Here is an 18,962-nt window from a genome sequence, read left to right on the forward strand (position 1 = left end):
CCGTGGCGTTCGTGGTCGCCATCGTGCTCGGCTTCACCGTCGGATGGCTGTGGGCGCCCGTCGCACTCATCGCCGGGTTCGTCGTGATGCTCATCACGCTCGCACGGATGCTCTTCGGCGCCGCGCTCGTCGAGGCGGTCGACTTCGCGGCGGTGGACCTGCCGGCTGCGGTCTTCGCCGCCGTCGACTTCGCGGCCGTCGACGTGGCCGCCGTCGTCTTCGCCGCGGTCGTCCTGGCCGCGGTGGTCTTCGCAGCGGACTTGGCCGCCGTCGACGTGGCGGCGGTCGACTTCGCCGCAGCCGAGCGAGTGGAACGGGGCTTGGCCGCAGGCTTGGAAGGGCCGTCGGAATCCTTCGCTGCGGCGGCGCTCCGGGCCGCAGCGCGTGCGCTCGTCGTGCCCCGCGACGCCCGCGGCGCAGCCGACGACCCCCCATCGGCAGACACCTCGGTGCCGGTGCCTTCGGGTTGTTCGTCGTTCTGGTCGGAGCGCGAAACGGAAGTCACCACGCAAACCTACCAATCACCGCCCCGCGAACCCAGTCGCGACGTCACGCCCGTGACCCGCAGCGAACCTGTGCATCGCCTGTGCTCTGCATCACGATCCCGCTACGACCATGTCAAGGGGTCGGCGCGGCAGGCGCCGAGCGGATATCCTGAGACCCGGCATAACGGCGTGTCCACATTCGAACTTCCGGATGAACGTGGGGGGAACGCTCGGCAACGAGCGCCCGTGGCATCCGATCATTGAAGGAGATGCAGTGACCACCCAGATCGTGATTCTCGCGGCCGGCATGGGCAGCCGGCTCGGGCGTTCCCTCCCCAAGCCCCTGACCGAGCTCAGCGACGGCCGCACCATCATGCGGCAGCAGTTCGACAACATCGAGCACGCGTTCGGCGCAGGCGCCGACGTGACGATCGTCGTCGGCTACAAGCTCGAGCACATCATCGAGGCGTTCCCGCAGGCCTCCTTCGTCTACAACGAGGAGTACGACCAGACGAACACCTCGAAGAGCCTCATGCGCGCCCTCTCCGCGTCGCACGCCGGCGGCGTGCTGTGGATGAACGGCGACGTCGTCTTCGACCCGCGCATCCTCGACCGGGCCCTGCCGTTCATCGCGCGCGACCAGTCGTTCGTCACCGTCAACACCGACAAGGTGTCCGACGAGGAGGTCAAGTACACGACCACCGCAGAGGGCTACATCAAGGAGCTCTCCAAGACGGTGCGCGGCGGCCTCGGCGAGGCGGTCGGCATCAACTACGTGTCGAGCCGCGACAAGGCCGCCCTGCTCGGGCACCTCGCCCGCGTCGGCGACCAGGACTACTTCGAGCGCGGCATCGAGCTCGCGATCGAGCAGAGCGGAATGCTCGTCGAGCCGATGGACATCTCCGACCTCTACGCGGTCGAGATCGACTTCGCCGAAGACCTGGAGCGTGCGAACCACTTCGTGTGATCAGCACCACAGCAGTGGAGAGCGGATGCCACGCGGCATCCGCTCTTCGCATCTCAGCGGTCGGCCGGTGAGACCGACTGCGCCACGCCCGCCTTCGCGAGCCGCGCCGCGATGACCCGGCCCACCCAGGTGAACAGCACGGGGCTCAGCACCCACAGCGGCAGCGCGATCGCCCACGCCCACCACGCGTAGTGCTCGGCGCCGAGGCCGATGAACACGGCCGCTGCCAGCACGAGGCCCGCGAACGCCGCCGAGACGTAGAACATCCAGGCGTCCCACCGCTTGTAGCGCGTGACGAGGAACGGCAGCTCGATGAGCGCGCCCACGAGCAGGCCGGTGCCGAGGTAGCGCCCGATCCACCACGGGGCGAACGCGGTGCCCACGAGGCCCGCGATCACGCCGGCGAGCACGGCCGTGCCGGGCCGCTTCAGCAGCGCGAGGGCGACGACGCTCGGCAGGAAGTGCACGCCGACGGTCAGTCCGTAGAGCAGCGGGCCGAACGCCGCGAACGCCGCCGCGAGGTAGCCGGATGCCCCGGCCACGAGGCCCCCGGCCACGCCGATCGCGGCGCAGCTCAAGAGGACGCGGGTACTCGTGCGGTGCACGGCGCTCCTTCCGGGATGGGCGCGGCACGCGCCGTCGGCCCGGGTTCAAACCTACCGCCGCCCGGCATCTACGATGAGAGCGTGATGAGCTACGCCGACACGCATCCGCTGCAGCGGACGCCGATGGCGCGGTACCGGCACTCGCTCTGGCTGCTCACCACCCGCGACCTCAAGGTGCGCTACTCGACGTCCGCCCTCGGCTACGTGTGGTCGGTGCTCGACCCGCTCGTCATGGCCGGCATCTACTGGTTCGTCTTCACGCAGGTGTTCCAGCGCCCCGTCGGCACGGAGCCCTACATCGTGTTCCTGCTCTCGGCGCTCCTGCCGTGGATGTGGTTCAACGGCGCCGTGTCGGACTCGACGCGCGCGTTCCTCAAGGACGCGAAGCTCGTGCGCTCCACGATGATCCCGCGCACCATCTGGGTGAACCGCATCGTGCTCTCGAAGGGCATCGAGTTCCTGCTGGCGCTGCCGGTGCTCGCGCTGTTCGCGATCGTCTTCGGCGCCCAGGTCGGCTGGCAGCTCGTGCTGTTCCCGCTCGCCATCGCGCTCCAGGCGATCCTGACGGCGGGCGTGGCGCTCATCGTGGCGCCGCTCGTGGTGTTCTTCCGCGACCTCGAGCGCGCCGTGAAGCTCATCCTCCGCTTCCTCTTCTATGCGTCCCCCATCATCTACGGCGTCACGAACCTGCCGCCCGAGCTGCACCTGTGGGCGGCGTTCAACCCGCTCACGGGCATCTTCGGCCTCTACCGCTCGGGGTTCTTCCCCGACGAGCTCGACTGGTTCAACGTCGCGATCGCCGCAGTCATGTCCATCGCCATCCTCGCGATCGGGCTCCTCGTCTTCCGCGGCAGCGTGCGCCAGGTGCTGAAGGAGATCTGATGACGGATGCCGCAGCGGCGGCCCTCGCCGCAACCGAGACGCACGCCATCCGCGTGCGCGGCCTCGGGGTCAGGTTCCGTCGCAACCGGCGCGGTCGCCGCAGCTTCAAGGACCTCTTCGCCGGACGCCGCCGTCGCACCCGGCCCGGCGAGTTCTGGGCGCTCCGCGACGTGTCGATCGATGTGCGCCCCGGCGAGGCGATCGGCGTGGTGGGCCGCAACGGCCAGGGCAAGTCCACGCTGCTGAAGCTCGTGGCCGGCGTGATGATCGCCGACGAGGGCACCGTCGAGGTCACAGGCGGCGTAGCGCCGCTCATCGAGATCACCGGCGGCTTCGTCGACGACCTCACGGTCCGCGACAACGTCTACCTCACCGCTGGGCTGCACGGCATGACGCGCGCCCAGATCGACGCGAAGTTCGAGGAGATCATCGACTTCGCCGACATCGGCGACTTCCTCGACACTCCCTACAAGCACCTGTCGAGCGGCATGAAGGTGCGCATCGCCTTCGCCGTCATCTCGCAGCTCGAGGAGCCGATCCTGCTCGTCGACGAGGTCCTCGCCGTGGGCGACAAGGCGTTCCGGGAGAAGTGCTACCGCCGCATCGAGGAGCTCCTCGAGGGCGGTCGCACCCTGTTCTTCGTCTCGCACAACGAGCGCGACCTGCGCCGGTTCTGCACGCGCGGGCTCTACCTCGACAAGGGCGCGCTCGTGCTCGACGCCGGCATCGACGAGGTGCTCGACCGCTACAACGCGGAGCACGGCACCGCGTAGCGGCGGCTCCGACCGCGCTCGCATACCGCATCGGGGCCACGCCGCGCGAGCCCTCCGCGTTTCGGGCGACCTCCCGGCCGCCGCATCTAGGATCGGCGTCATGGCCGAACGCGTGCACAGGATCACCTCGTTGAGCGGGGACGCGCCCCGCGAAGGTCAGCCGTCCGAGTCGCCGACCGCCGGGCAGGCCGCGGGCGGCGGACCGTCCCAGGCGTCCGGCGCGGGCGGCGCGGCCGGTGCAGCCCACGACGACGGTCGCGCGCACGGCATGGAGCGCGGCATCGACGCGGTGCTGTCGATCCAGCGACCCGTCGTCGTGGCGCACCTGCGCAGCATCCGCCGACGAGTGCCGAACGCCTCGCCCGACCAGATCGTGCGCATCCTCGAGCGCCGCTACCTCACCGCCGTCACGACGGGCGGCGCCGCCGTCGGCGCGACCGCGGTCATCCCCGGCATCGGCACCGGAGTGACGCTCGTGCTCTCGGGTGTCGAGACGGCCGGGTTCCTCGAGGCGACCGCCCTGTTCGCCCAGTCGGTCGCCGAGGTGCACGGCATCGCCATCGAGAACCCCGAGCGTGCGCGCGCACTCGTGATGACCCTCATGCTCGGGCGCGAGGGCGTCGACCTCGTGCGCCAGTTCGCGGGGCAGGCCACCGGCGGCGGGATCGGCCGCAACGCCTACTGGGGCGAGCTCATCACGAACACCATGCCGAAGGCGGTCATGGGCACCGTCGTCGATCGCCTGCGGCACGTGTTCGTGCGCCAGTTCGCGGTGCGCGGCGGTGCCGGCATCATCGGCAAGGCCATCCCCTTCGGCATCGGCGCGGCCATCGGCGGCACGGGCAACCACATCCTCGGGCGCCGGGTGCTGCAGCAGTCCCGCCTCGCCTTCGGCACGCCGCCGACGACGCTGCCCCTCGAGCTCGAGCCCCGCGAGGGGGACGGCGTCCTCACGGCGGCGACCTCCCGGCTGACGCGTGCAGGCGCCAGCCTGGGCGGGTTCGCGGTGGAGACGAGCCGCGGGCTCCGCGCGGCGGCGTCGCGGGCGGCGCGCAGGAAGCGCCGGAATCCGAAGCCGCCCGAGGTCGAGGGCTAGCCGCCGAGCGACTCCGCCTCGTCCTCGTCGTCCTCGTCGAAGGCCTCGACGTCCTCGTCGTCGGCGTGCAGCGCGGCGAACCGCTCCCATTCCTGCATCAGGTGCTCGACGGCCGCGTGGAAGCGCTCGGTGGTGACGCCGGGCGTGGTGTCGCCGAAATAGCGCTGCACCCACACCCCGAGGCGTTCGAGGGCGTCGGCGTCATGCGCGACCTCGTCGACGCGGGCGACCATGGCCGCGGGATCCGATACCTGGAGCCATTCGCAGGCCTGCAGGTAGCCGCCAGTGTCGATCTGCGCCTCGGGGTTCGCCGGGCGCGTGATGAGCAGGGGCTTGCCCGCCGCGAGGCGGTCGTAGACCATCGCCGAGATGTCGACGATGGCGACGTCGGCGGCGGCGAGCTGCCAGCCGAGCGACGGCCCGTCGTCGAAGACGTGCTGCGCCGTTGGATCCGCCGCGTTGGCCGCCGCGATCGCCGCGATGATCTCCCGGTTCGCCGCACCGTAGGCGGGATCGACCACACCCGACCGCGGGTGCGGGCGGTAAATCACGCGATGGCGACCCGTGGCGAGCAGCCCGCGCACGAGGTCGACGCCGTGCGAGGCGATCGAGCCGTAGGCCGCGGCGTCGCGATCGCCCTCCCAGGTGGGCGCGTAGAGCACCACCTCGCGCTCGTCGGGCGTGTACGGCAGCGGCGAGCCGTCGAGGTAGTGGTCGGCCTGCGGGCGCCCGATGGGAATGGCGCGCTTGTCGAAGTCGTAGTCCCAGAGCACCTTCTCGAGCCGCGCCCGGGCTGCGTCACCAGCGATGAAGGCGTAGTCGTAGGCCTTGAACTGGTTTGTGGTCATGTACATCTTGTCGGACTCGCCGTGGTTGATGAACACGTGCCAGCGGCGCCCGTACCGCATCATCTGGAAGTTCTTGGCGTTCTGGTTCACGTAGAACACCACGTGCAGGTCCTGGTCCTGGATCACCTGCTCGAGGTCCGCCACGCGGCGCACGTAGGCCACCGGCAGCGGCGACTCCGCGAGCAGTTCCAGCGCCGAGCCCGAGGCACGGCTGAGGATGAGCACCGGATGCCGCTTCGACAACTCGAGGAGCGGCTTGTACCACTGCCGCAGCTGGTAGAGGTTCACCCGCCCGTCGGCGAAGTAGACGCCGATGCGGAAGTGGTGCGGCTCGAGCGGGGGCTGCTCGGCGAGCTTCGTCACCAGCTCGCGCTGGGCGCGCCGCGACCACATGATGTCCCTGGCCAGCTTGACGGCACGCCGCGTGTCATTCCGCAATCCCACCGTCCAAGGGTAGCGGGCGGTGGCTGCGCGTCAGACGATCGGGGGGCGCCCGGCGAGAGTCATCCGCCAGACGGTGCGCCACCGCATCGGACGCCGCTCCCCCGGATGCTCGCGCCAGCCCGCGCGCCAGCCCGCGAACCAGGCCTTCAGGGCCGCCGGCTGCCGCGCCCATCGCAGGACCTGGATCGCCGTCCACGAGCCGACGTAGAGCGGCACGAGCACGAGGGGCAGGTTGCGGCGGGCGAGCCACACCCGGTTCCTCGCGTTGAGCCGGTAGTAGTACGCGTGCCGGGCCGGGTCGATGACCGGATGCCCCGCCTCGAGGTCGCCGGCATACCAGGCGACGCGTCCGGCGTCCCACACGCGCCAGGCGAGCTCGATGCCCTCATGGGCGTAGAAGAACGGATCGGCCCAGCCGCCGGTCGCGTCGAAGACCGCTCGCGGCATCAGCACCGCGCCCTCCCAGCACGAGAACACCCGGCTCGAGTGCGACGCGTCGCCCTTCCGGATGCGGGGGATCCACCGGCGCGGCGAGACGCGACCCGTGGGGTCGACGACGCGGGGCTGGATGAGGCCGACCTCGGGGCGGAGGGCCAGCATGCGGCATCCGGCGGCCAGGAACCCGCGGTCGGGCAGGAACGCGTCGTCGTCGAGGAAGAACAGCACGTCGCCGTCGACCAGGGGCACGCCGCGGTTGCGCCCGGCGGGGATGCCGAGGTTCTCGGGCAGGTGCAGCGTCTTCACGCCCGCCGGCAGGGCAGGCTCGGCGGTCGCCGGGTCCCACCCGTTGCCGACGCAGACGACGTCGACCACGACGTCGCGCTGGTCGAGGACGCTCCGGATGCCGCGGGCCAGGTCGTCGGGACGGATGCCCATGGTGAGCACCACCACGCCGACCCGGGGTGGGACGGGGCCGCCTCGCGCGCCGCCCGGATCGACCGGCGCGTCAGGAACGGACACGGCGCGACGCCATGATCGCCACGAAGTGGCCGACCAGGGAGAGGATCGCGAGCGGGAGCAGCAGCCCGACGACCCACCGGTCGACGACCGGCTGGCCGAGGACCAGGCCGACGAGCGCCGCGCCGAAGGCGATGAGCGTGAGCTCGACCGAGTGGTAGAGCCGGTGGAAGGGCAGGAAGCGGGCCGCCTTGCGCAGCTTCGCGACGAGGCCGCCCCGGGGCGCGGTCTCGCCGTGCGTGTCGGTGAGCTTCGGCAGGCCGGCGTTCGCCCGCGCGACGTGCACCATGTCGTTGAGCGCCTTGTTCAGCACGATCACGAGCGCGAGGAGGGCACCGATCGTGGTCCAGAGGAAGTCGGCGGGGAACTCGAGCGGGTAGGCGGCGGCGCGGATGCCGAGCGCGAGCGGGATGAGCGCCTCGGTCGTGTAGTGGCCCACCTTGTCGAGGAAGACCCCGGCGGGCGACGACGTGCGCCGCCAGCGTGCCACCTCGCCGTCGCAGCAGTCGACCAGCATCTGCAGCTGCCCGAGCACGACCGCGAGGAGCGCGCCCCAGATGCCAGGGATCAGCAGCGCGGCTGCGGTCGACCAGCCGACGAGGATCATGAGGCCGGTGACGCCGTTCGCCGAGATCGACGTCTTCAGCAGCCACCACGTGAGGTAGGGCGAGAGGTTCCGCAGGTAGAGCGAGGCCGTCCAGTGCTCGGCGTTGCGCCGGCCGCGCACCTCGGGCGGCTGGGCGACGGCGCGGAGTTCGGCGATGCTCGTGGGCCGGGCGTGAGCCTGGCCGGCGGCTTGTGACATCCGCGTCACCTTCCCGTGTGCTTGGCGATGTTGCTCGTCAACGAGAGGAAGCCGAGCACGAAACCCACACCCCACGAGACGTGTATGCAGGGCAAGACTACGAGAAAGCGGGCGGCCACCGCCGCACCGCGGTGCCGCGCGTACCTGAGCGTCGCGGCGATGACGAACAGCAGGTAGACGACCGGCACGAGGAATCCGAGCAGGAGCCACAGCGTCGCGCCCATGACGGCCTGCACGATGCCCGCGACGCCGAGGAGGATCCCGACGGCGACGCCCACCACCATGACGGGCGGGATGAAGTAGCGGATGCCGTTCGCCGACGGGAACCGGCGTGCGAGCTCGCCGCGCCAGAGCCCGGTGGAGAACATCTGCCGGGCCAGTCGCTCGACCGTGGAGCGCGGACGGTAGGTGACCGCGAGCGCCGGTGTGAACCACACCGTGCCGCCCGTCTCACGGAGGCGGCGGTTGAGCTCCCAGTCCTGCCCGCGCTTGATCGTCTCGTCGAAGAGCCCCACCCGCTCGAGCGAGGTGCGGCGGAAGACGCCGAGGTACACCGTCTCGGCCGGACCCTCATGCCCGCCGACGTGGAACGCCGAGCCGCCGAGGCCGACCTTCGTCGTGTACGCGAGCGCCACTGCCTGCTCGAATGGGGTCTCGCCTCGAGCGTCCATGATGCCGCCGACGTTGTCGGCGCCGGTGCGCTCGAGCACCCCGACCGCCACTCGGGCGTAGTCGACGGGGAGCATCGAGTGCGAGTCCACACGTACGACCACGGGGTAGCGTGCCGCGCGGATGCCGATGTTGAGGCCCGCGGGCGTCGACCCCACCTCGTTCTCGAGCACGCGCACGCGGGCGTCACGGGTGGCGAGGTCGGCCACCAGCTCGCCGGTGCCGTCGATCGATGGACCGAGCGCGATGAGCACCTCGACGGGGCCGTCGTAGTCCTGAGACAGGATCGACTCGACGGCCGCGCGCACGTGCGATGCGTCGTTGAGCACCGGCATGACATACGAGACGCCGACGAGCGACGACGGGGTCGTCGGTTGGGGCAGCTCGGGCATGTTCCTCACTCGCTCGGAAGTCGATCGAGCCTAGCAGCCGGGCCCCGTGAGGCCCGTGCGAGCACACAGGCGGCGGGACCGGATCGATGTCGATCCGGCCCCGCCGTCGTGGTCGTGCTGGGGGTCAGCCCTCGAAGGTGCCGAGCGTCACGGTGACCGTCTTGGAGTCGCCGTCGCGGGTGAAGGTGACCTGCGCCTTCTCACCGCCGGGCAGCGCACGCACCTGGGCGGTGAGGTCGGTCTGGTCGGTGATCGGCACGCCGTTGAACTCGGTCACGACGTCGCCCGACTGCAGGCCGGCCTGCTCGGCCGCCCCGCCCGCGCTCACCTCGGAGATGAGGGCGCCGACCGTGTCGCTCGCCTCGTCCGACTCAGCCGAGGTGACCGTCGCCCCGAGGAGGCCGTGCGTGGCCGCCCCGTTGTCGATGATCTCCTTGGCGATGCGCTCGGCCAGGTTCGACGGGACCGCGAAGCCCACGCCGATGTTGCCGGCCTCGCCGCTCGAGCCGCCGGCCGAGAGGATGGCGACGTTGACGCCGATGAGCTCGCCCTCGGAGTTGAGGAGCGCACCACCGGAGTTGCCGGGGTTGATCGCGGCATCCGTCTGGATGACCGGGAGCGACACCTGGCCCGACGCCGACGCCTGCGGTGCCTCGGGCTGCGAGCCGTCGGGGTTCGGCAGGTCGAAGAAGAAGTCGAACGGGCTCTGCTCGGAGCCGTCGCCGCTGTCGCCCTGGCCGCTGTCGCCCTGGCCGCCGTCGCCCTCGGTCGAGTCGTCGGGCGTCGCCGGCGCGGCCGAGGACGCGACGTCGATCGAGCGGTTCAGGGCGCTCACGATGCCGTTGGTGACGGTGCCCGACAGGCCGAGCGGCGCGCCGATCGCGATGGCGGTGTCGCCCACGTTCAGCTTGTCGGAATCCGCGAAGTCGAGCGGCGTGAGGCCCGAGGCATCCACCAGCTTGATGACCGCGAGGTCGGAGAGCGGGTCGGTGCCCACGAGCTCGGCGTCGTAGAGGTGGCCGTCGTTCGTCTTCACCTGGATGGTCGGGTCGCCGGTCGCGCCGTCGAGCGTCACCACGTGGGTGTTGGTGAGGACGTAGCCGTCCTCCGAGAGGATGATGCCCGAACCGGTGCCGCCGGCCTGGCCGCCGGTGACCGAGATCGTCACGACGCTGGGGCTCGCCTTCGCGGCGACCGCCGTGATCTGGTTCACCGAATCGGTGTCGTTGACGACGATGTTCTGGGCGCTGCCGGCGCTCTCGGACGATGCGGGCGCGTCGTTGCCCGCGATGAGGGCGTTGATGCCGGCACCCGAGGCGCCGCCGATGAGGGCTGCGGCGACGATCGCCGCGGCGACGCCAAGGCCGACCCGGCGCTGCTTCGGCGCGGGCTGGCCGGCGACGGCCGGGTGACCCGGCTGCGTGCCGTACGGGGGAACGCCGGCCACGGGGGTGGTGGGCTGGGTCTCACCGGGGCGCGGTCCGCCGAAGGCCGGCGGGACCTGGCCGGAGACGGGCTGGGTCGGAGCGGTCGGCTGCGTCTGCGTGGCGGCGGGAGCCGCGGGGGCGGCGGGGGTGGCAGCGGGAGCCGCGGTGGCGGTATCGATGGCTTCGTTGCGCATGATGGGGGACTCTCTCGACACGGCCGGGGACTCGGCCTACTATTGATCACACGATCAATAAGTTGCAGCGACGTTACCTACACTGAGGTCACGATGTCAAGAGCCCCCCGCAAGAAGGCCGCCCGCAAGTCGCCGGCAGAGCGCTCCGCCGAGATCGCGGATGCCGCACGCGACGTCGCCCTCGAGCACGGCCTCTACGCCGTCACCCTGCGGGGCGTCGCCGCCCGCATCGACGTCGCCCCGGCCCTCGTGGCGCACTATCAGCCCGACATGCACGCGCTCGTCGCGTCGACGTTCGGGGTGATCGTGTCGGCCGAGCTCGAGGAGGTCGAGGAGCTCGTCGAGCCGCTTCCGTCGCCCAGCGAACGTCTCGCCGTGCTCCTCGACACGCTGCTCGACGGCAGCCGCGACGACGTCACCGTGGTGTGGGTGGAGGCGTGGGCGCTCGGCCGGCGCAACGAGGCCCTCGCCGCCCGCGTCCGCGACGAGATGGACGCGTGGCGCACCTTCGTGCAGGGCATCGTCGAGGCGGGCATCGCGGCCGGCGAGTTCGAGACGGATGACGCGGCATCCGTCGCCTGGCAGCTGCTCGGAATGATCGACGGCCTCAACGCGCACGCGCTCGTGCGCTGGGAGGACGCCGGCGACCGCGGCTCGCGCATCGGGCACGCCGTCGAGGGGATGCTCGGGCTGGGCCGGGGGGCGCTCGCCACCCGCTGAGGCGTGCGCGGCGCCGCGCACGGCCGGCGCTGATGTCGGCGGCGGGGGTTACGGTGAACACCGGGACGACGAAGGGATGCCGCAAATGTACGTGGTCGACGGCACCGTCGTGACGAGCGCGAGCGACCTCAAGAAGGCGTCGGAGTGCGAGTTCGCATTCCTACGCGAGCTCGACGTGAAGCTCGGCCGCGACACCCTCTTCGAGCCCGTCGCCGACGCCATGCTCGAACGCGCCGGCCGCATGGGCGACGCGCACGAGCTGCGCGTGCTCGAGGCGTATCGCGAGCACCTCGGCGACGGCGTCGTCGAGATCGAGCGGCCCGACCTGCGCGACCCCGATGCCGTCGCGGCGGCCGTCGCGCAGACCCGCGACGCATTCGCCGCGGGCGCGCCGGTGGTGTTCCAGGCGACCTTCGTCGACGACGGATTCATCGGCTTCGCCGACTTCATCGTCCGCCAGCCCGACGGCCGCTACCTCGTTCAAGACTCCAAGCTCGCGCGTCGCGCCCGCGTCACCGCGCTCCTGCAGCTCGCGGCCTATGCCGAGCAGCTCGAGCGCCTCGGCGTGCCCTGCGCCGACACCGTCGAGCTCCTCCTCGGCGACGGCACCACGAGCGTGCACCGGCTCGACGACATCGAGCCCGTCTACCGCCTGCGCCGTGCACGCCTCGCGCAGATCGTCGACGATCGTCGCGCGGCCGACGGTCCCGTCGAGTGGGGCGATCCGCGCTACACGCTCGACGGGCGCTGCCCCACCTGCGACCTCGAGGTGCAGGCGCACCGCGACGTGCTCCTCGTCGCGAGCCTGCGCGTCACCCAGCGCGTCGCCCTGTTCGACGCCGGCATCACCACGATCGACGCGCTCGCGGCATCCGACGGCCCCGTGCCCGGCATCCTCGACGCGACGCTCGAGAACCTCCGCATCCAGGCGCGCCTGCAGCTCGAGGCCGAGGCGACGGCCGCCAGCGGTACGCCGCCGAGCCCGGCGAGCGCGAGGTCATCGTGGATGCCGCGGAGCGCCCACGACGAGGCGTCGTCGCCGCGCCGGCGGGCGGGCCAGAGCAACGGCGAGACCACGAGCAGGACTCCCAGACCGAGCAGCCCGCCGAGGATGAGGCTCATCGCGTGGTTCCGCTCAGCACCAGCTCGGGATCGAGGCCGGCGGCGGCGAACTTCTCGAGACGAGCCGGACGGGCGCCGGTGGGCACGAGGTCGCCGCCGCGCCGGGTGAAGATGGGGTCGGCGTCGACCGCGGCATCCGTCGTCGTGCCGGTGGGAGCGGTGATCTCGAGCACGCGCCGCACGCCGTCGCGGTCGATGCCGAGGTGCACCACGAGGTCGATGCAGCTCGCGACCGTGGGAACCACGAACGACGAGTCGATGTTGCGCCCCGCGAGGAGCGGCAGCGTGCACAGCTTCACGAGGGCGTCGCGGGCGGAGTTCGCGTGGATCGTGCACATGCCGGGAAGCCCCGAGTTGAGCGCGATGAGCAGGTCGAGGCTCTCGGCCTCGCGCACCTCGCCGACCACGAGCCGGTCGGGCCGCATGCGCAAGGCCTCCTTGATGAGCCGTCGCAGCGTGATCTCACCCGTGCCCTCGAGGTTGGGCTGACGGCACTGCATCGACACGAGGTCGCGCACGTCGAGGTCGAGCTCGAACGTCTCCTCGACGGTGACAACCCGATCGCCCATGCGTGCCGCCGACATGAGGGCGTTGAGCAGCGTGGTCTTGCCGGTGTGCGTTGCCCCCGACACGAGGATGTTGGCGCCCGCGAGCACGTTCATGCGCAGGAACTCGGCGGCTTCGAGGGGCAGTGCGCCGAGCTCCACCAGCTGCGCGAGCGAGCGGATGCTGCGCCGGAACTTGCGGATGTTCACCGCCCAGTGGGCGCGCGCGACGTCTGGGATCGCGACGTGCAGGCGCGAACCGTCGGGCAGGGACGCGTCGACGAAGGGCGACGACAGGTCGACGCGCCGGCCCGAGTGCTGCAGCATCCGCTCGACGAGCTCGCGCACCTCGCGGTCGGACAGCACCAGCGTCGTCAGCTCGGCGACGCCGTCTCGCGCGACGAACACGCGGGTTGGCGCGTTGATCCAGATCTCCTCGACCGTCGGGTCGTCGAAGAACGGCTGCAGCGGCCCGTAGCCGGTGATCGAGGCCACGACCTCGCGGGCGGTGCCGGCCTCGTCGCCCAGCTGCGCGTGCGCGCCAGCGAGCGCCCGCTCGCTGTAGCGGCGCACCTCCTCGTTCGCGTAGCGCGCCGCGACGCTGCCGTCGGTGGCGAGGTCGACGCCCTCGCGGAGGACCCTGGTGCGCACGCGGTCGGCGATGGTGCGCACGGGGTCGGTCATGCGTCCATGATGCGGGGCGGCGGACGACGCACCGCGAACTTATCCACAACGCGCGACGCAGGAAGGCTGATGCACGAACGTGAAGGGATGGATCTCATGCTCGACGACGACACCGTGCGGTTCGCCGTCGCAGCCTCAGTCGCCCAAGTAGAGGGCGATGTCCTCGCAGAAATCACGATCGAGGGTGTCGATACGGCCGTGCGCCACGAAGTCCTCGGCGACGCCGAGGAACACGTCGTCATCGGGATTCGACAACGTGCCGTTGTAATCGACGAGGATCGCGCCCGAGTTGATCCCCGAGTCGTGGAACAGGAACTCCCCATCGAGCCAGACCGTCGACTTGAACGTGTCCTTGACCCAGATGGTGAGCGTTCCATCGCCATTGTCGACGATCTTGTGATCGCGGCCGTTGCCCTGTGCTTCGACCACGAAGCTCTTCCCATTCGCCGTGTACGTGGCGACCGACTTGTACACGCTTGCGAAGCGCAGGATGCCGTCCTTCTCCGTGGTGATGCGGTCGATGCCACTCCCTGTCCAGCTCTCGGCGACCTCGAAGTCGACGACCTCGGGATCGCACCACTCCTCTTCGCCGACCGCGTGCACGGTCTCGAAGGAGTCCTCCCAGGGGATGATCTGCACCGGCTCGGCATATGCCGGTGATGCGAGCGTCGTCGTCAACAGGAGGCCGGCGGCGACCCCTCCGATCAGCGTTGAGCGGTTCATGTCGGGTTCCCTGTCTCGCGTGCCCAGAAGTGAGGATCTCTCGCTGCCCGAAGGTTACTCGCGCCGCCTCGGCGCGGGCACCCCAAGTTCAACTCGCCACCCTCCCCAGCTAGGGTCGGTCGCGGTACTTCGAGACCTGCGCGGCTTCGTTCGCCCTGCGTACCTCTTCGGCACCGTCCCGGTCGAGCTTGTCGACAGGAAGCCCGGGCCCGAACTTCCGCCACAGCACCACGCCGGCCACGGCGACGACGATGATCGCGCCCACGATGATCCAAGACAGCACGTCCATGGCGCGTCCTCCCCATCCGTTGGTGCGCAGGGTACGCCCGCGATGCAGGCACGGCAAGGGAAGACGTCCCCCGCCGTCGCCGAGGATGCCGCCGCCACATCAGCGCGCGAGAATCGCTAGGCCGTTGGCCGCTCTGCCGTCGCCCGGATCGCCTCGAGGACGAGGTCGGCGATGACCCGCGGGTGCGTGATCATCGAGAGGTGGCCGGCGTCGACCTCGATGGTCGTGGCGCCCATGCGGTCCGCGAGGAACCGCTCGAGGTCGGGGGCGATGGTGTGGTCCTGCTTCGAGACGGCGTACCAGCACGGTCGGGTGCGCCACGCCGCCGCCGTCGTGCGCGACGCGAAGAGCGTCTCGGCGATGGGGCCCTGGGCGGCATAGAGCACCCGCGCGCGCTCCTCGGGCACGCCGTTGGCGAAGTGCGCGAGGAAGGTCGCCTCGTTGAGTCGGCCGAAGCCGTCGGTGAACGTGAGCCCGGCCGAGGCCGGCGCCTTGGGGTACCTCCCCGCGAGCGCGGCGTAGTCCTCACCTGCATCAGGCGCCCGCGCCGCCACGTAGACGAGTCCGGTCACGTTCGGATGGTCGCCCGCCTCACTGATGACGGTGCCGGCCCACGAGTGGGCGACGAGCACCGTCGGCCCGTCCTGCAGGTCGAGCGCGCGTCGCGTGGCCGCGGCATCATCGGCCAGTGAGGTCAGCGGGTTCTGCACCGACATCACCGCGACTCCCGCCTGATGCAGCAGCGGGATGACGTCGGCCCAGCTTGATCCGTCGGCGTAGGCGCCGTGCACCATCACGACCCGTCCGGCCTGCTGTTCGGTCGCCATGTCGTCACTCCCGTCCTCGGTCGCCGTCGACCGTCTTCGAGCACGCCGTGGGGCTCCGCGATCCGCGCCCGATCCCACCCTAGGCCAGGTGTTCACATCAGGTAGTTGATCTGATACAGTACTCAACATGATGCAAGACATCGCCGACAGCGAGGCGTTCACCGCCGACCTGCTCCGCGGCCACACCGACACGATCGTGCTCGGCGTGCTGCGACGACACGACAGCTACGGCTTCGAGATCTACAAGTCCATCCGCGAGGCCACCGGCGGCGCCTACGAGATCAAGGAGGCGACGCTCTACGCGAGCTACCGCCGCCTCGTGCGCGACGGGCTGGCCGAGGCCTACTGGGGCGACGAGTCCCAGGGCGGCCGCCGCAAGTACTACCGCATCACCGATGCGGGCCGCGCCGCCTTCCGCTCGAACGTGGCCAATTGGGTCGCCACGCGCGGCATCATCGACGACCTCCTGGGCACCGCGCCCACCGCACTGAAAGGCTCCCGCGCATGAACGCGACCGACCCCATCCGACGCAGCACCGACATCCACCGCCTCCTCGACGAGGCGTTCGCCGGCGTCGAGGTCACCCCTGAGACGCAGGACCTGAAGGAGGAGATCCGCGACAACCTCCTCTTCCGCGTCGCCGAGCTCGAGGCATCCGGTATCGAGCCGTCGGATGCCGCGCGCCGGGCGATCGCCGAGCTCGGCGACATCCGCGCCCTCGTCGACGGCGACTCCCCCGCCGAGACGCCTGCGGCCGCGCGCACCGAGTCCGCGGCATCCGCTGCGCTGCGCAACCGCGTGCGGCCGAAGCCCGGCTTCGTGGTGCGCACGGTGGTCCTCTCGATCGTCGCCGCCGCGGCCCTCGCGCTGCTCGTGCTCGGCCTGTTCGACTTGCTGTCGACCAGCACCGCGGTGCTCGTGACGCTCAGCGCGGTGTTCGGCGTCGCCCTCGGCGTGGTCACGGCCGACGCGCTGCGCCAGGAGACCAGCGCGAGTCATCCGCTGCCCACCGGCCGCGCGGTCGGGTTCGGCGCCTCGACCGGCGTGCTGCTCGCCGGCCTCGCGTTCACCGCCGTGGTGATCGCGCGCCTCGACCTCGCCTGGATCATCCTCGGCGCGCTGCTCGTGGTCGCCGCGATCGGCGTGCTGAGCTACCTCGGCGCCACGCAGACCAACCGGCACAAGCCATGGATGGTCGAGCAGCAGCGCTCGATGCGCACCGGCAACCGCTTCGAGGAGGACCCGGCGTCGGCCGCACGCTTCGGCATCTACACCGCCGCCATCTGGACCGTGGCGTTCGTGGTCGCCATCGTGCTCGGCTTCACCGTCGGATGGCTGTGGGCGCCCGTCGCACTCATCGCCGGGTTCGTCGTGATGCTCATCACGCTCGCACGGATGCTCTTCGGCGCCGACGCGAAGTCGAAGGGCTGAGCCGCGGCATCCGCTCGGCACACGGATGCCACGGGCGCACCGCTCCCCACCGGGGCGGTGCGCCCGTGGTCGTCGGCACGAGCCGGGGCGCCCGCAGGTCAGCGCCTAGACTGATCGGGCACTCGCGGGAGTGGTGAAATCGGCAGACACGCAGGATTTAGGTTCCTGTGCCTTCGGGCGTGAGGGTTCAAGTCCCTCCTTCCGCACTGGACTGGGGCGGCCCGGAGCGTGTCCTCAGACCCCCGGACGTCGTGTCTGATCACGCACCAACGTCGACGCGCTCTCGCTCGGGGGCGGGCAGCGGGGCCCAGTCCTCGGCTGGCTCAGGAACCAGGTTGAGTGTCCCGGTCATGCCAACGCCATCGGAGAGCCGTTCGAGCCACCCGCGGTTCAGGGTGGACCGTCGATTGCCGGAATAGACGAACTGAACCGCTGACCGCGGCGAGATCCAGATGCTCACGACAGATTTGCCGTCCCGAAGGTTGACCGCGAACGACTCGCTCCGGCGCAGCTTGTCGATGATCACGACCTGCAGATGCGCGAGCGCGCGGTCCTCAACCTCGATCTCGCGACTGCTGTCGTAGACGAAATACCCCATCGGTGCCTCCCGGGCCGGAACGGTTGAACCTGCATGGTGCGGGCACCGGGAGGCGAGAGGCGGAACCAAGGTCTGGGGAAACTCCAGGACGGGACCGAGTACCTATCCTCGACGCTACGCCCCTGCCCCCCGAACGGGGGAATCCCGGGACGTATGGTCGACGCGGTGATGTCGGTGCGCGTCGACTCCCGTTCATCGGACTCATCCGGCTCTGGCGTGACCGGCGAGCGCAGGCGAGCCAGGGAGCGCTCGCCTCCGCCTGGTCACCAGGTCGCGACGTACTCCGACACGGGCAGCACCGTCGAGCGCACGACCGGGAGGCCGCGGCCGATGGCCTGGTCGATGCGGTCGCGCAGGCCCTGCGAGTCGATGCGGTAGTCGACGAAGTCGGTGTCGCTCGCGTACACGCCGATCGGCAGGGTGATCGCCTGGAAGAAGGAGAACAGCGGGCGGAACTGGTGCTCGATGATGAGCGCGTGCCGGTCGCTGCCACCGGTCGCAGCGAGCAGTACCGGCTTGTCGATGAGCGCGTACTGCCCGACGAAGTCGAAGACGTGCTTGAACAGGCCCGTGAATGACGCCCGGTACACGGGGCTGGCGACGATGAGCAGGGTGGCCGACTCGATGCGGCGCAGCGCGTCCTCGGCGACCGGGCTGAGGTCGTCGCGGCTCAGCGCGCCCGAGAACTCGCGCCCGATGTCGGAGAGCTCGATGAGGTGCGTCTCGACCTCGAGGTCGTTGCCCGCGCCCGAGCGGAGTGCGGTGGCGAAGCCCTCGAGGATCTCGTGTACGAGCACGGTGGTCTTCGACGGCGAGTGCAGGCTTCCGGAGACGGCGACGATGGAGATGTTCGGCATGGTGGGACGCTAACCCGCCGCGGGCGACGCCGGAATCGCCCGGGACGCGCGGGGTAAGGCGACGAAACAGGCCTTCACACGAAGTATCCGGGCGTCACGGAAGGCGCCGCGCACGCGGCATCCGCGGCTCGCAGATGTCGCCGCGTGACCGCCCTGGCGCGTCCTCATGCGTCGCGGAGGAGTCGGTGCGTGACGCGCGCCGAGAAGTACAGGGCGTCGACGGGGATGTGCTCATCGGCCGTGTGGAACTGCGCGAAGACGTCGAACTCGTCGGGCACGCGCAGCGGCACGAAGCCGTAGCCGGCGATGCCGAGCCGGGCGAGGTGCTTGTTGTCGGTGCTGGCGGGCAGCAGGTAGGGCACGACCACCCCGCCGTCGTCCTCGGCCGTGATCGCCCGCTGGGCGACCCCGAGGAGCGGCGAGTCGAGCGGTGCGGCGATCGGCGGGATCCACCGGGCGACCTCGAGCTCGATGTCGTCGCCGACGACGCGTTGCAGGTCGTCGCGGAACTTCTGCCCGCCCGAGAGGGTCTCGTAGGGGCGGATCCCGGTCGGGGTTTCCACGTACACGCTGACCTTGTTGTCGGTAGCACCCTTCGACGTCTCCCTGGACGTGCGAAGCT

The 18,962-nt window shown here is 70.6% G+C and carries 21 protein-coding genes, 1 tRNA gene and 1 pseudogene; 10 read left to right on the forward strand and 13 right to left on the reverse strand.

The window, feature by feature from the left end; translation table 11 throughout:
* Positions 1-107 precede the first annotated feature (107 nt).
* Positions 108-749: a hypothetical protein gene (locus GH736_RS05205; RefSeq protein ID WP_159600888.1), complete on the forward strand. Its 642-nt coding sequence runs from the start codon at positions 108-110 to the stop codon at positions 747-749.
* Positions 750-759: 10 nt separating this feature from the next.
* Positions 760-1,452: a phosphocholine cytidylyltransferase family protein gene (locus tag GH736_RS05210; protein ID WP_159600890.1), complete on the forward strand. Its 693-nt coding sequence runs from the start codon at positions 760-762 to the stop codon at positions 1,450-1,452.
* Positions 1,453-1,505: 53 nt separating this feature from the next.
* On the opposite strand, the gene GH736_RS05215 is transcribed toward GH736_RS05210, so the two are convergent.
* Positions 1,506-2,057 carry an ECF transporter S component gene (locus GH736_RS05215; protein ID WP_159600892.1) on the reverse strand — a complete coding sequence of 184 codons (552 nt, stop codon included), beginning with the start codon at positions 2,055-2,057 and terminating at the stop codon, positions 1,506-1,508.
* Between the two features lie 84 nt (positions 2,058-2,141).
* Here GH736_RS05215 and GH736_RS05220 point away from each other — a divergent pair, with 84 nt between their 5' ends.
* From GH736_RS05220 to GH736_RS05230, 3 genes are all read left to right on the forward strand, one after another.
* Entirely contained in the window at positions 2,142-2,939 is a 798-nt protein-coding gene (locus GH736_RS05220) for an ABC transporter permease (RefSeq protein WP_159600894.1), read from the forward strand.
* Positions 2,939-3,712, forward strand: a complete 774-nt coding sequence (locus tag GH736_RS05225; protein WP_159600896.1) for an ABC transporter ATP-binding protein — start codon at positions 2,939-2,941, stop codon at positions 3,710-3,712. Before GH736_RS05220 ends, GH736_RS05225 begins: the two co-directional genes overlap by 1 nt.
* A 100-nt stretch (positions 3,713-3,812) precedes the next feature.
* Positions 3,813-4,808: a hypothetical protein gene (locus GH736_RS05230; RefSeq protein WP_159600898.1), complete on the forward strand. Its 996-nt coding sequence runs from the start codon at positions 3,813-3,815 to the stop codon at positions 4,806-4,808.
* Here the strand turns inward: GH736_RS05230 and GH736_RS05235 are convergent.
* The 5 genes from GH736_RS05235 to GH736_RS05255 all read right to left on the reverse strand — a co-directional run bounded on the left by GH736_RS05235 (position 4,805) and on the right by GH736_RS05255 (position 10,544).
* The gene (locus tag GH736_RS05235) at positions 4,805-6,100 is read right to left on the reverse strand and encodes a hypothetical protein (protein WP_159600900.1); all 1,296 of its coding nucleotides are present in this window, start codon (positions 6,098-6,100) and stop codon (positions 4,805-4,807) included. The two genes, GH736_RS05230 and GH736_RS05235, sit on opposite strands and share 4 nt — an antisense overlap.
* Positions 6,101-6,130: 30 nt before the next feature.
* Entirely contained in the window at positions 6,131-6,976 is an 846-nt protein-coding gene (locus tag GH736_RS05240; RefSeq protein ID WP_159600928.1) for a glycosyltransferase family 2 protein, read from the reverse strand.
* 70 nt (positions 6,977-7,046) lie between these two features.
* Positions 7,047-7,862, reverse strand: a complete 816-nt coding sequence (locus GH736_RS05245) for a CDP-alcohol phosphatidyltransferase family protein (protein WP_159600902.1) — start codon at positions 7,860-7,862, stop codon at positions 7,047-7,049.
* Positions 7,863-7,867: 5 nt separating this feature from the next.
* Positions 7,868-8,923: a glycosyltransferase family 2 protein gene (locus GH736_RS05250; protein ID WP_235933840.1), complete on the reverse strand. Its 1,056-nt coding sequence runs from the start codon at positions 8,921-8,923 to the stop codon at positions 7,868-7,870.
* Between the two features lie 124 nt (positions 8,924-9,047).
* Entirely contained in the window at positions 9,048-10,544 is a 1,497-nt protein-coding gene (locus GH736_RS05255) for a S1C family serine protease (RefSeq protein WP_159600904.1), read from the reverse strand.
* 93 nt (positions 10,545-10,637) lie between these two features.
* On the opposite strand from GH736_RS05255, the gene GH736_RS05260 reads away from it, so the two are divergent.
* Together GH736_RS05260 and GH736_RS05265 are read left to right on the forward strand one after the other, a co-directional pair.
* A complete protein-coding gene (locus GH736_RS05260) occupies positions 10,638-11,264 on the forward strand; it encodes a TetR/AcrR family transcriptional regulator (RefSeq protein WP_159600906.1) in 627 nt (208 codons plus the stop codon).
* Between the two features lie 76 nt (positions 11,265-11,340).
* Positions 11,341-12,495, forward strand: a complete 1,155-nt coding sequence (locus GH736_RS05265; protein ID WP_159600908.1) for a PD-(D/E)XK nuclease family protein — start codon at positions 11,341-11,343, stop codon at positions 12,493-12,495.
* Here the strand turns inward: GH736_RS05265 and GH736_RS05270 are convergent.
* The 4 genes from GH736_RS05270 to GH736_RS05285 form a co-directional block, all read right to left on the reverse strand.
* On the reverse strand, positions 12,383-13,615 hold the full coding sequence (locus GH736_RS05270) for a CpaF family protein (protein WP_159600910.1): 1,233 nt from the start codon (positions 13,613-13,615) through the stop codon (positions 12,383-12,385). The genes GH736_RS05265 and GH736_RS05270 overlap by 113 nt on opposite strands.
* Positions 13,616-13,750: 135 nt before the next feature.
* Complete coding sequence (locus GH736_RS05275) at positions 13,751-14,338, reverse strand: hypothetical protein (protein ID WP_159600912.1); 588 nt, start codon at positions 14,336-14,338, stop codon at positions 13,751-13,753.
* A 109-nt stretch (positions 14,339-14,447) separates the two neighbouring features.
* A complete protein-coding gene (locus tag GH736_RS05280) occupies positions 14,448-14,627 on the reverse strand; it encodes a hypothetical protein (protein WP_159600914.1) in 180 nt (59 codons plus the stop codon).
* A gap of 116 nt (positions 14,628-14,743) precedes the next feature.
* Positions 14,744-15,454: an alpha/beta fold hydrolase gene (locus GH736_RS05285; RefSeq protein ID WP_159600916.1), complete on the reverse strand. Its 711-nt coding sequence runs from the start codon at positions 15,452-15,454 to the stop codon at positions 14,744-14,746.
* Between the two features lie 127 nt (positions 15,455-15,581).
* Here GH736_RS05285 and GH736_RS05290 point away from each other — a divergent pair, with 127 nt between their 5' ends.
* The 3 genes from GH736_RS05290 to GH736_RS05300 all read left to right on the forward strand — a co-directional run bounded on the left by GH736_RS05290 (position 15,582) and on the right by GH736_RS05300 (position 17,091).
* Complete coding sequence (locus GH736_RS05290) at positions 15,582-15,962, forward strand: PadR family transcriptional regulator (protein WP_159600918.1); 381 nt, start codon at positions 15,582-15,584, stop codon at positions 15,960-15,962.
* The gene (locus GH736_RS05295) at positions 15,959-16,885 is read left to right on the forward strand and encodes a permease prefix domain 1-containing protein (protein ID WP_159600920.1); all 927 of its coding nucleotides are present in this window, start codon (positions 15,959-15,961) and stop codon (positions 16,883-16,885) included. Before GH736_RS05290 ends, GH736_RS05295 begins: the two co-directional genes overlap by 4 nt.
* A gap of 124 nt (positions 16,886-17,009) precedes the next feature.
* Positions 17,010-17,091, forward strand: a tRNA-Leu gene (locus GH736_RS05300).
* A gap of 53 nt (positions 17,092-17,144) precedes the next feature.
* Here the strand turns inward: GH736_RS05300 and GH736_RS05305 are convergent.
* From GH736_RS05305 to GH736_RS05315, 3 genes and pseudogenes are all read right to left on the reverse strand, one after another.
* A complete protein-coding gene (locus tag GH736_RS05305) occupies positions 17,145-17,483 on the reverse strand; it encodes a DUF7882 family protein (RefSeq protein ID WP_159600922.1) in 339 nt (112 codons plus the stop codon).
* Between the two features lie 263 nt (positions 17,484-17,746).
* Complete coding sequence (msuE, locus tag GH736_RS05310) at positions 17,747-18,340, reverse strand: FMN reductase (protein ID WP_159600924.1); 594 nt, start codon at positions 18,338-18,340, stop codon at positions 17,747-17,749.
* Between the two features lie 164 nt (positions 18,341-18,504).
* Positions 18,505-18,962, reverse strand: a pseudogene (locus tag GH736_RS05315) (M20/M25/M40 family metallo-hydrolase); the annotation flags it as partial.

Source organism: Agromyces humi (genome assembly GCF_009720255.1).
Classification (GTDB): domain Bacteria; phylum Actinomycetota; class Actinomycetes; order Actinomycetales; family Microbacteriaceae; genus Agromyces; species Agromyces humi.

Bases quoted from the DNA above. Each gene is read 5' to 3' on its own strand.
- GH736_RS05260 (WP_159600906.1), top strand. From the start codon at position 10,638: ATGTCAAGAGCCCCCCGCAAGAAGGCCGCCCGCAAGTCGCCGGCAGAG.
- GH736_RS05240 (WP_159600928.1), bottom strand. From the start codon at position 6,976: ATGGGCATCCGTCCCGACGACCTGGCCCGCGGCATCCGGAGCGTCCTC.
- GH736_RS05265 (WP_159600908.1), top strand. From the start codon at position 11,341: ATGCCGCAAATGTACGTGGTCGACGGCACCGTCGTGACGAGCGCGAGC.
- msuE (WP_159600924.1), bottom strand. From the start codon at position 18,340: ATGCCGAACATCTCCATCGTCGCCGTCTCCGGAAGCCTGCACTCGCCG.
- GH736_RS05285 (WP_159600916.1), bottom strand. From the start codon at position 15,454: ATGGCGACCGAACAGCAGGCCGGACGGGTCGTGATGGTGCACGGCGCC.
- GH736_RS05250 (WP_235933840.1), bottom strand. From the start codon at position 8,923: ATGCCCGAGCTGCCCCAACCGACGACCCCGTCGTCGCTCGTCGGCGTC.
- GH736_RS05270 (WP_159600910.1), bottom strand. From the start codon at position 13,615: ATGACCGACCCCGTGCGCACCATCGCCGACCGCGTGCGCACCAGGGTC.
- GH736_RS05245 (WP_159600902.1), bottom strand. From the start codon at position 7,862: ATGTCACAAGCCGCCGGCCAGGCTCACGCCCGGCCCACGAGCATCGCC.
- GH736_RS05290 (WP_159600918.1), top strand. From the start codon at position 15,582: ATGATGCAAGACATCGCCGACAGCGAGGCGTTCACCGCCGACCTGCTC.
- GH736_RS05220 (WP_159600894.1), top strand. From the start codon at position 2,142: ATGAGCTACGCCGACACGCATCCGCTGCAGCGGACGCCGATGGCGCGG.
- GH736_RS05255 (WP_159600904.1), bottom strand. From the start codon at position 10,544: ATGCGCAACGAAGCCATCGATACCGCCACCGCGGCTCCCGCTGCCACC.
- GH736_RS05205 (WP_159600888.1), top strand. From the start codon at position 108: ATGCTCTTCGGCGCCGCGCTCGTCGAGGCGGTCGACTTCGCGGCGGTG.
- GH736_RS05225 (WP_159600896.1), top strand. From the start codon at position 2,939: ATGACGGATGCCGCAGCGGCGGCCCTCGCCGCAACCGAGACGCACGCC.
- GH736_RS05295 (WP_159600920.1), top strand. From the start codon at position 15,959: ATGAACGCGACCGACCCCATCCGACGCAGCACCGACATCCACCGCCTC.
- GH736_RS05280 (WP_159600914.1), bottom strand. From the start codon at position 14,627: ATGGACGTGCTGTCTTGGATCATCGTGGGCGCGATCATCGTCGTCGCC.
- GH736_RS05230 (WP_159600898.1), top strand. From the start codon at position 3,813: ATGGCCGAACGCGTGCACAGGATCACCTCGTTGAGCGGGGACGCGCCC.
- GH736_RS05275 (WP_159600912.1), bottom strand. From the start codon at position 14,338: ATGAACCGCTCAACGCTGATCGGAGGGGTCGCCGCCGGCCTCCTGTTG.
- GH736_RS05305 (WP_159600922.1), bottom strand. From the start codon at position 17,483: ATGGGGTATTTCGTCTACGACAGCAGTCGCGAGATCGAGGTTGAGGAC.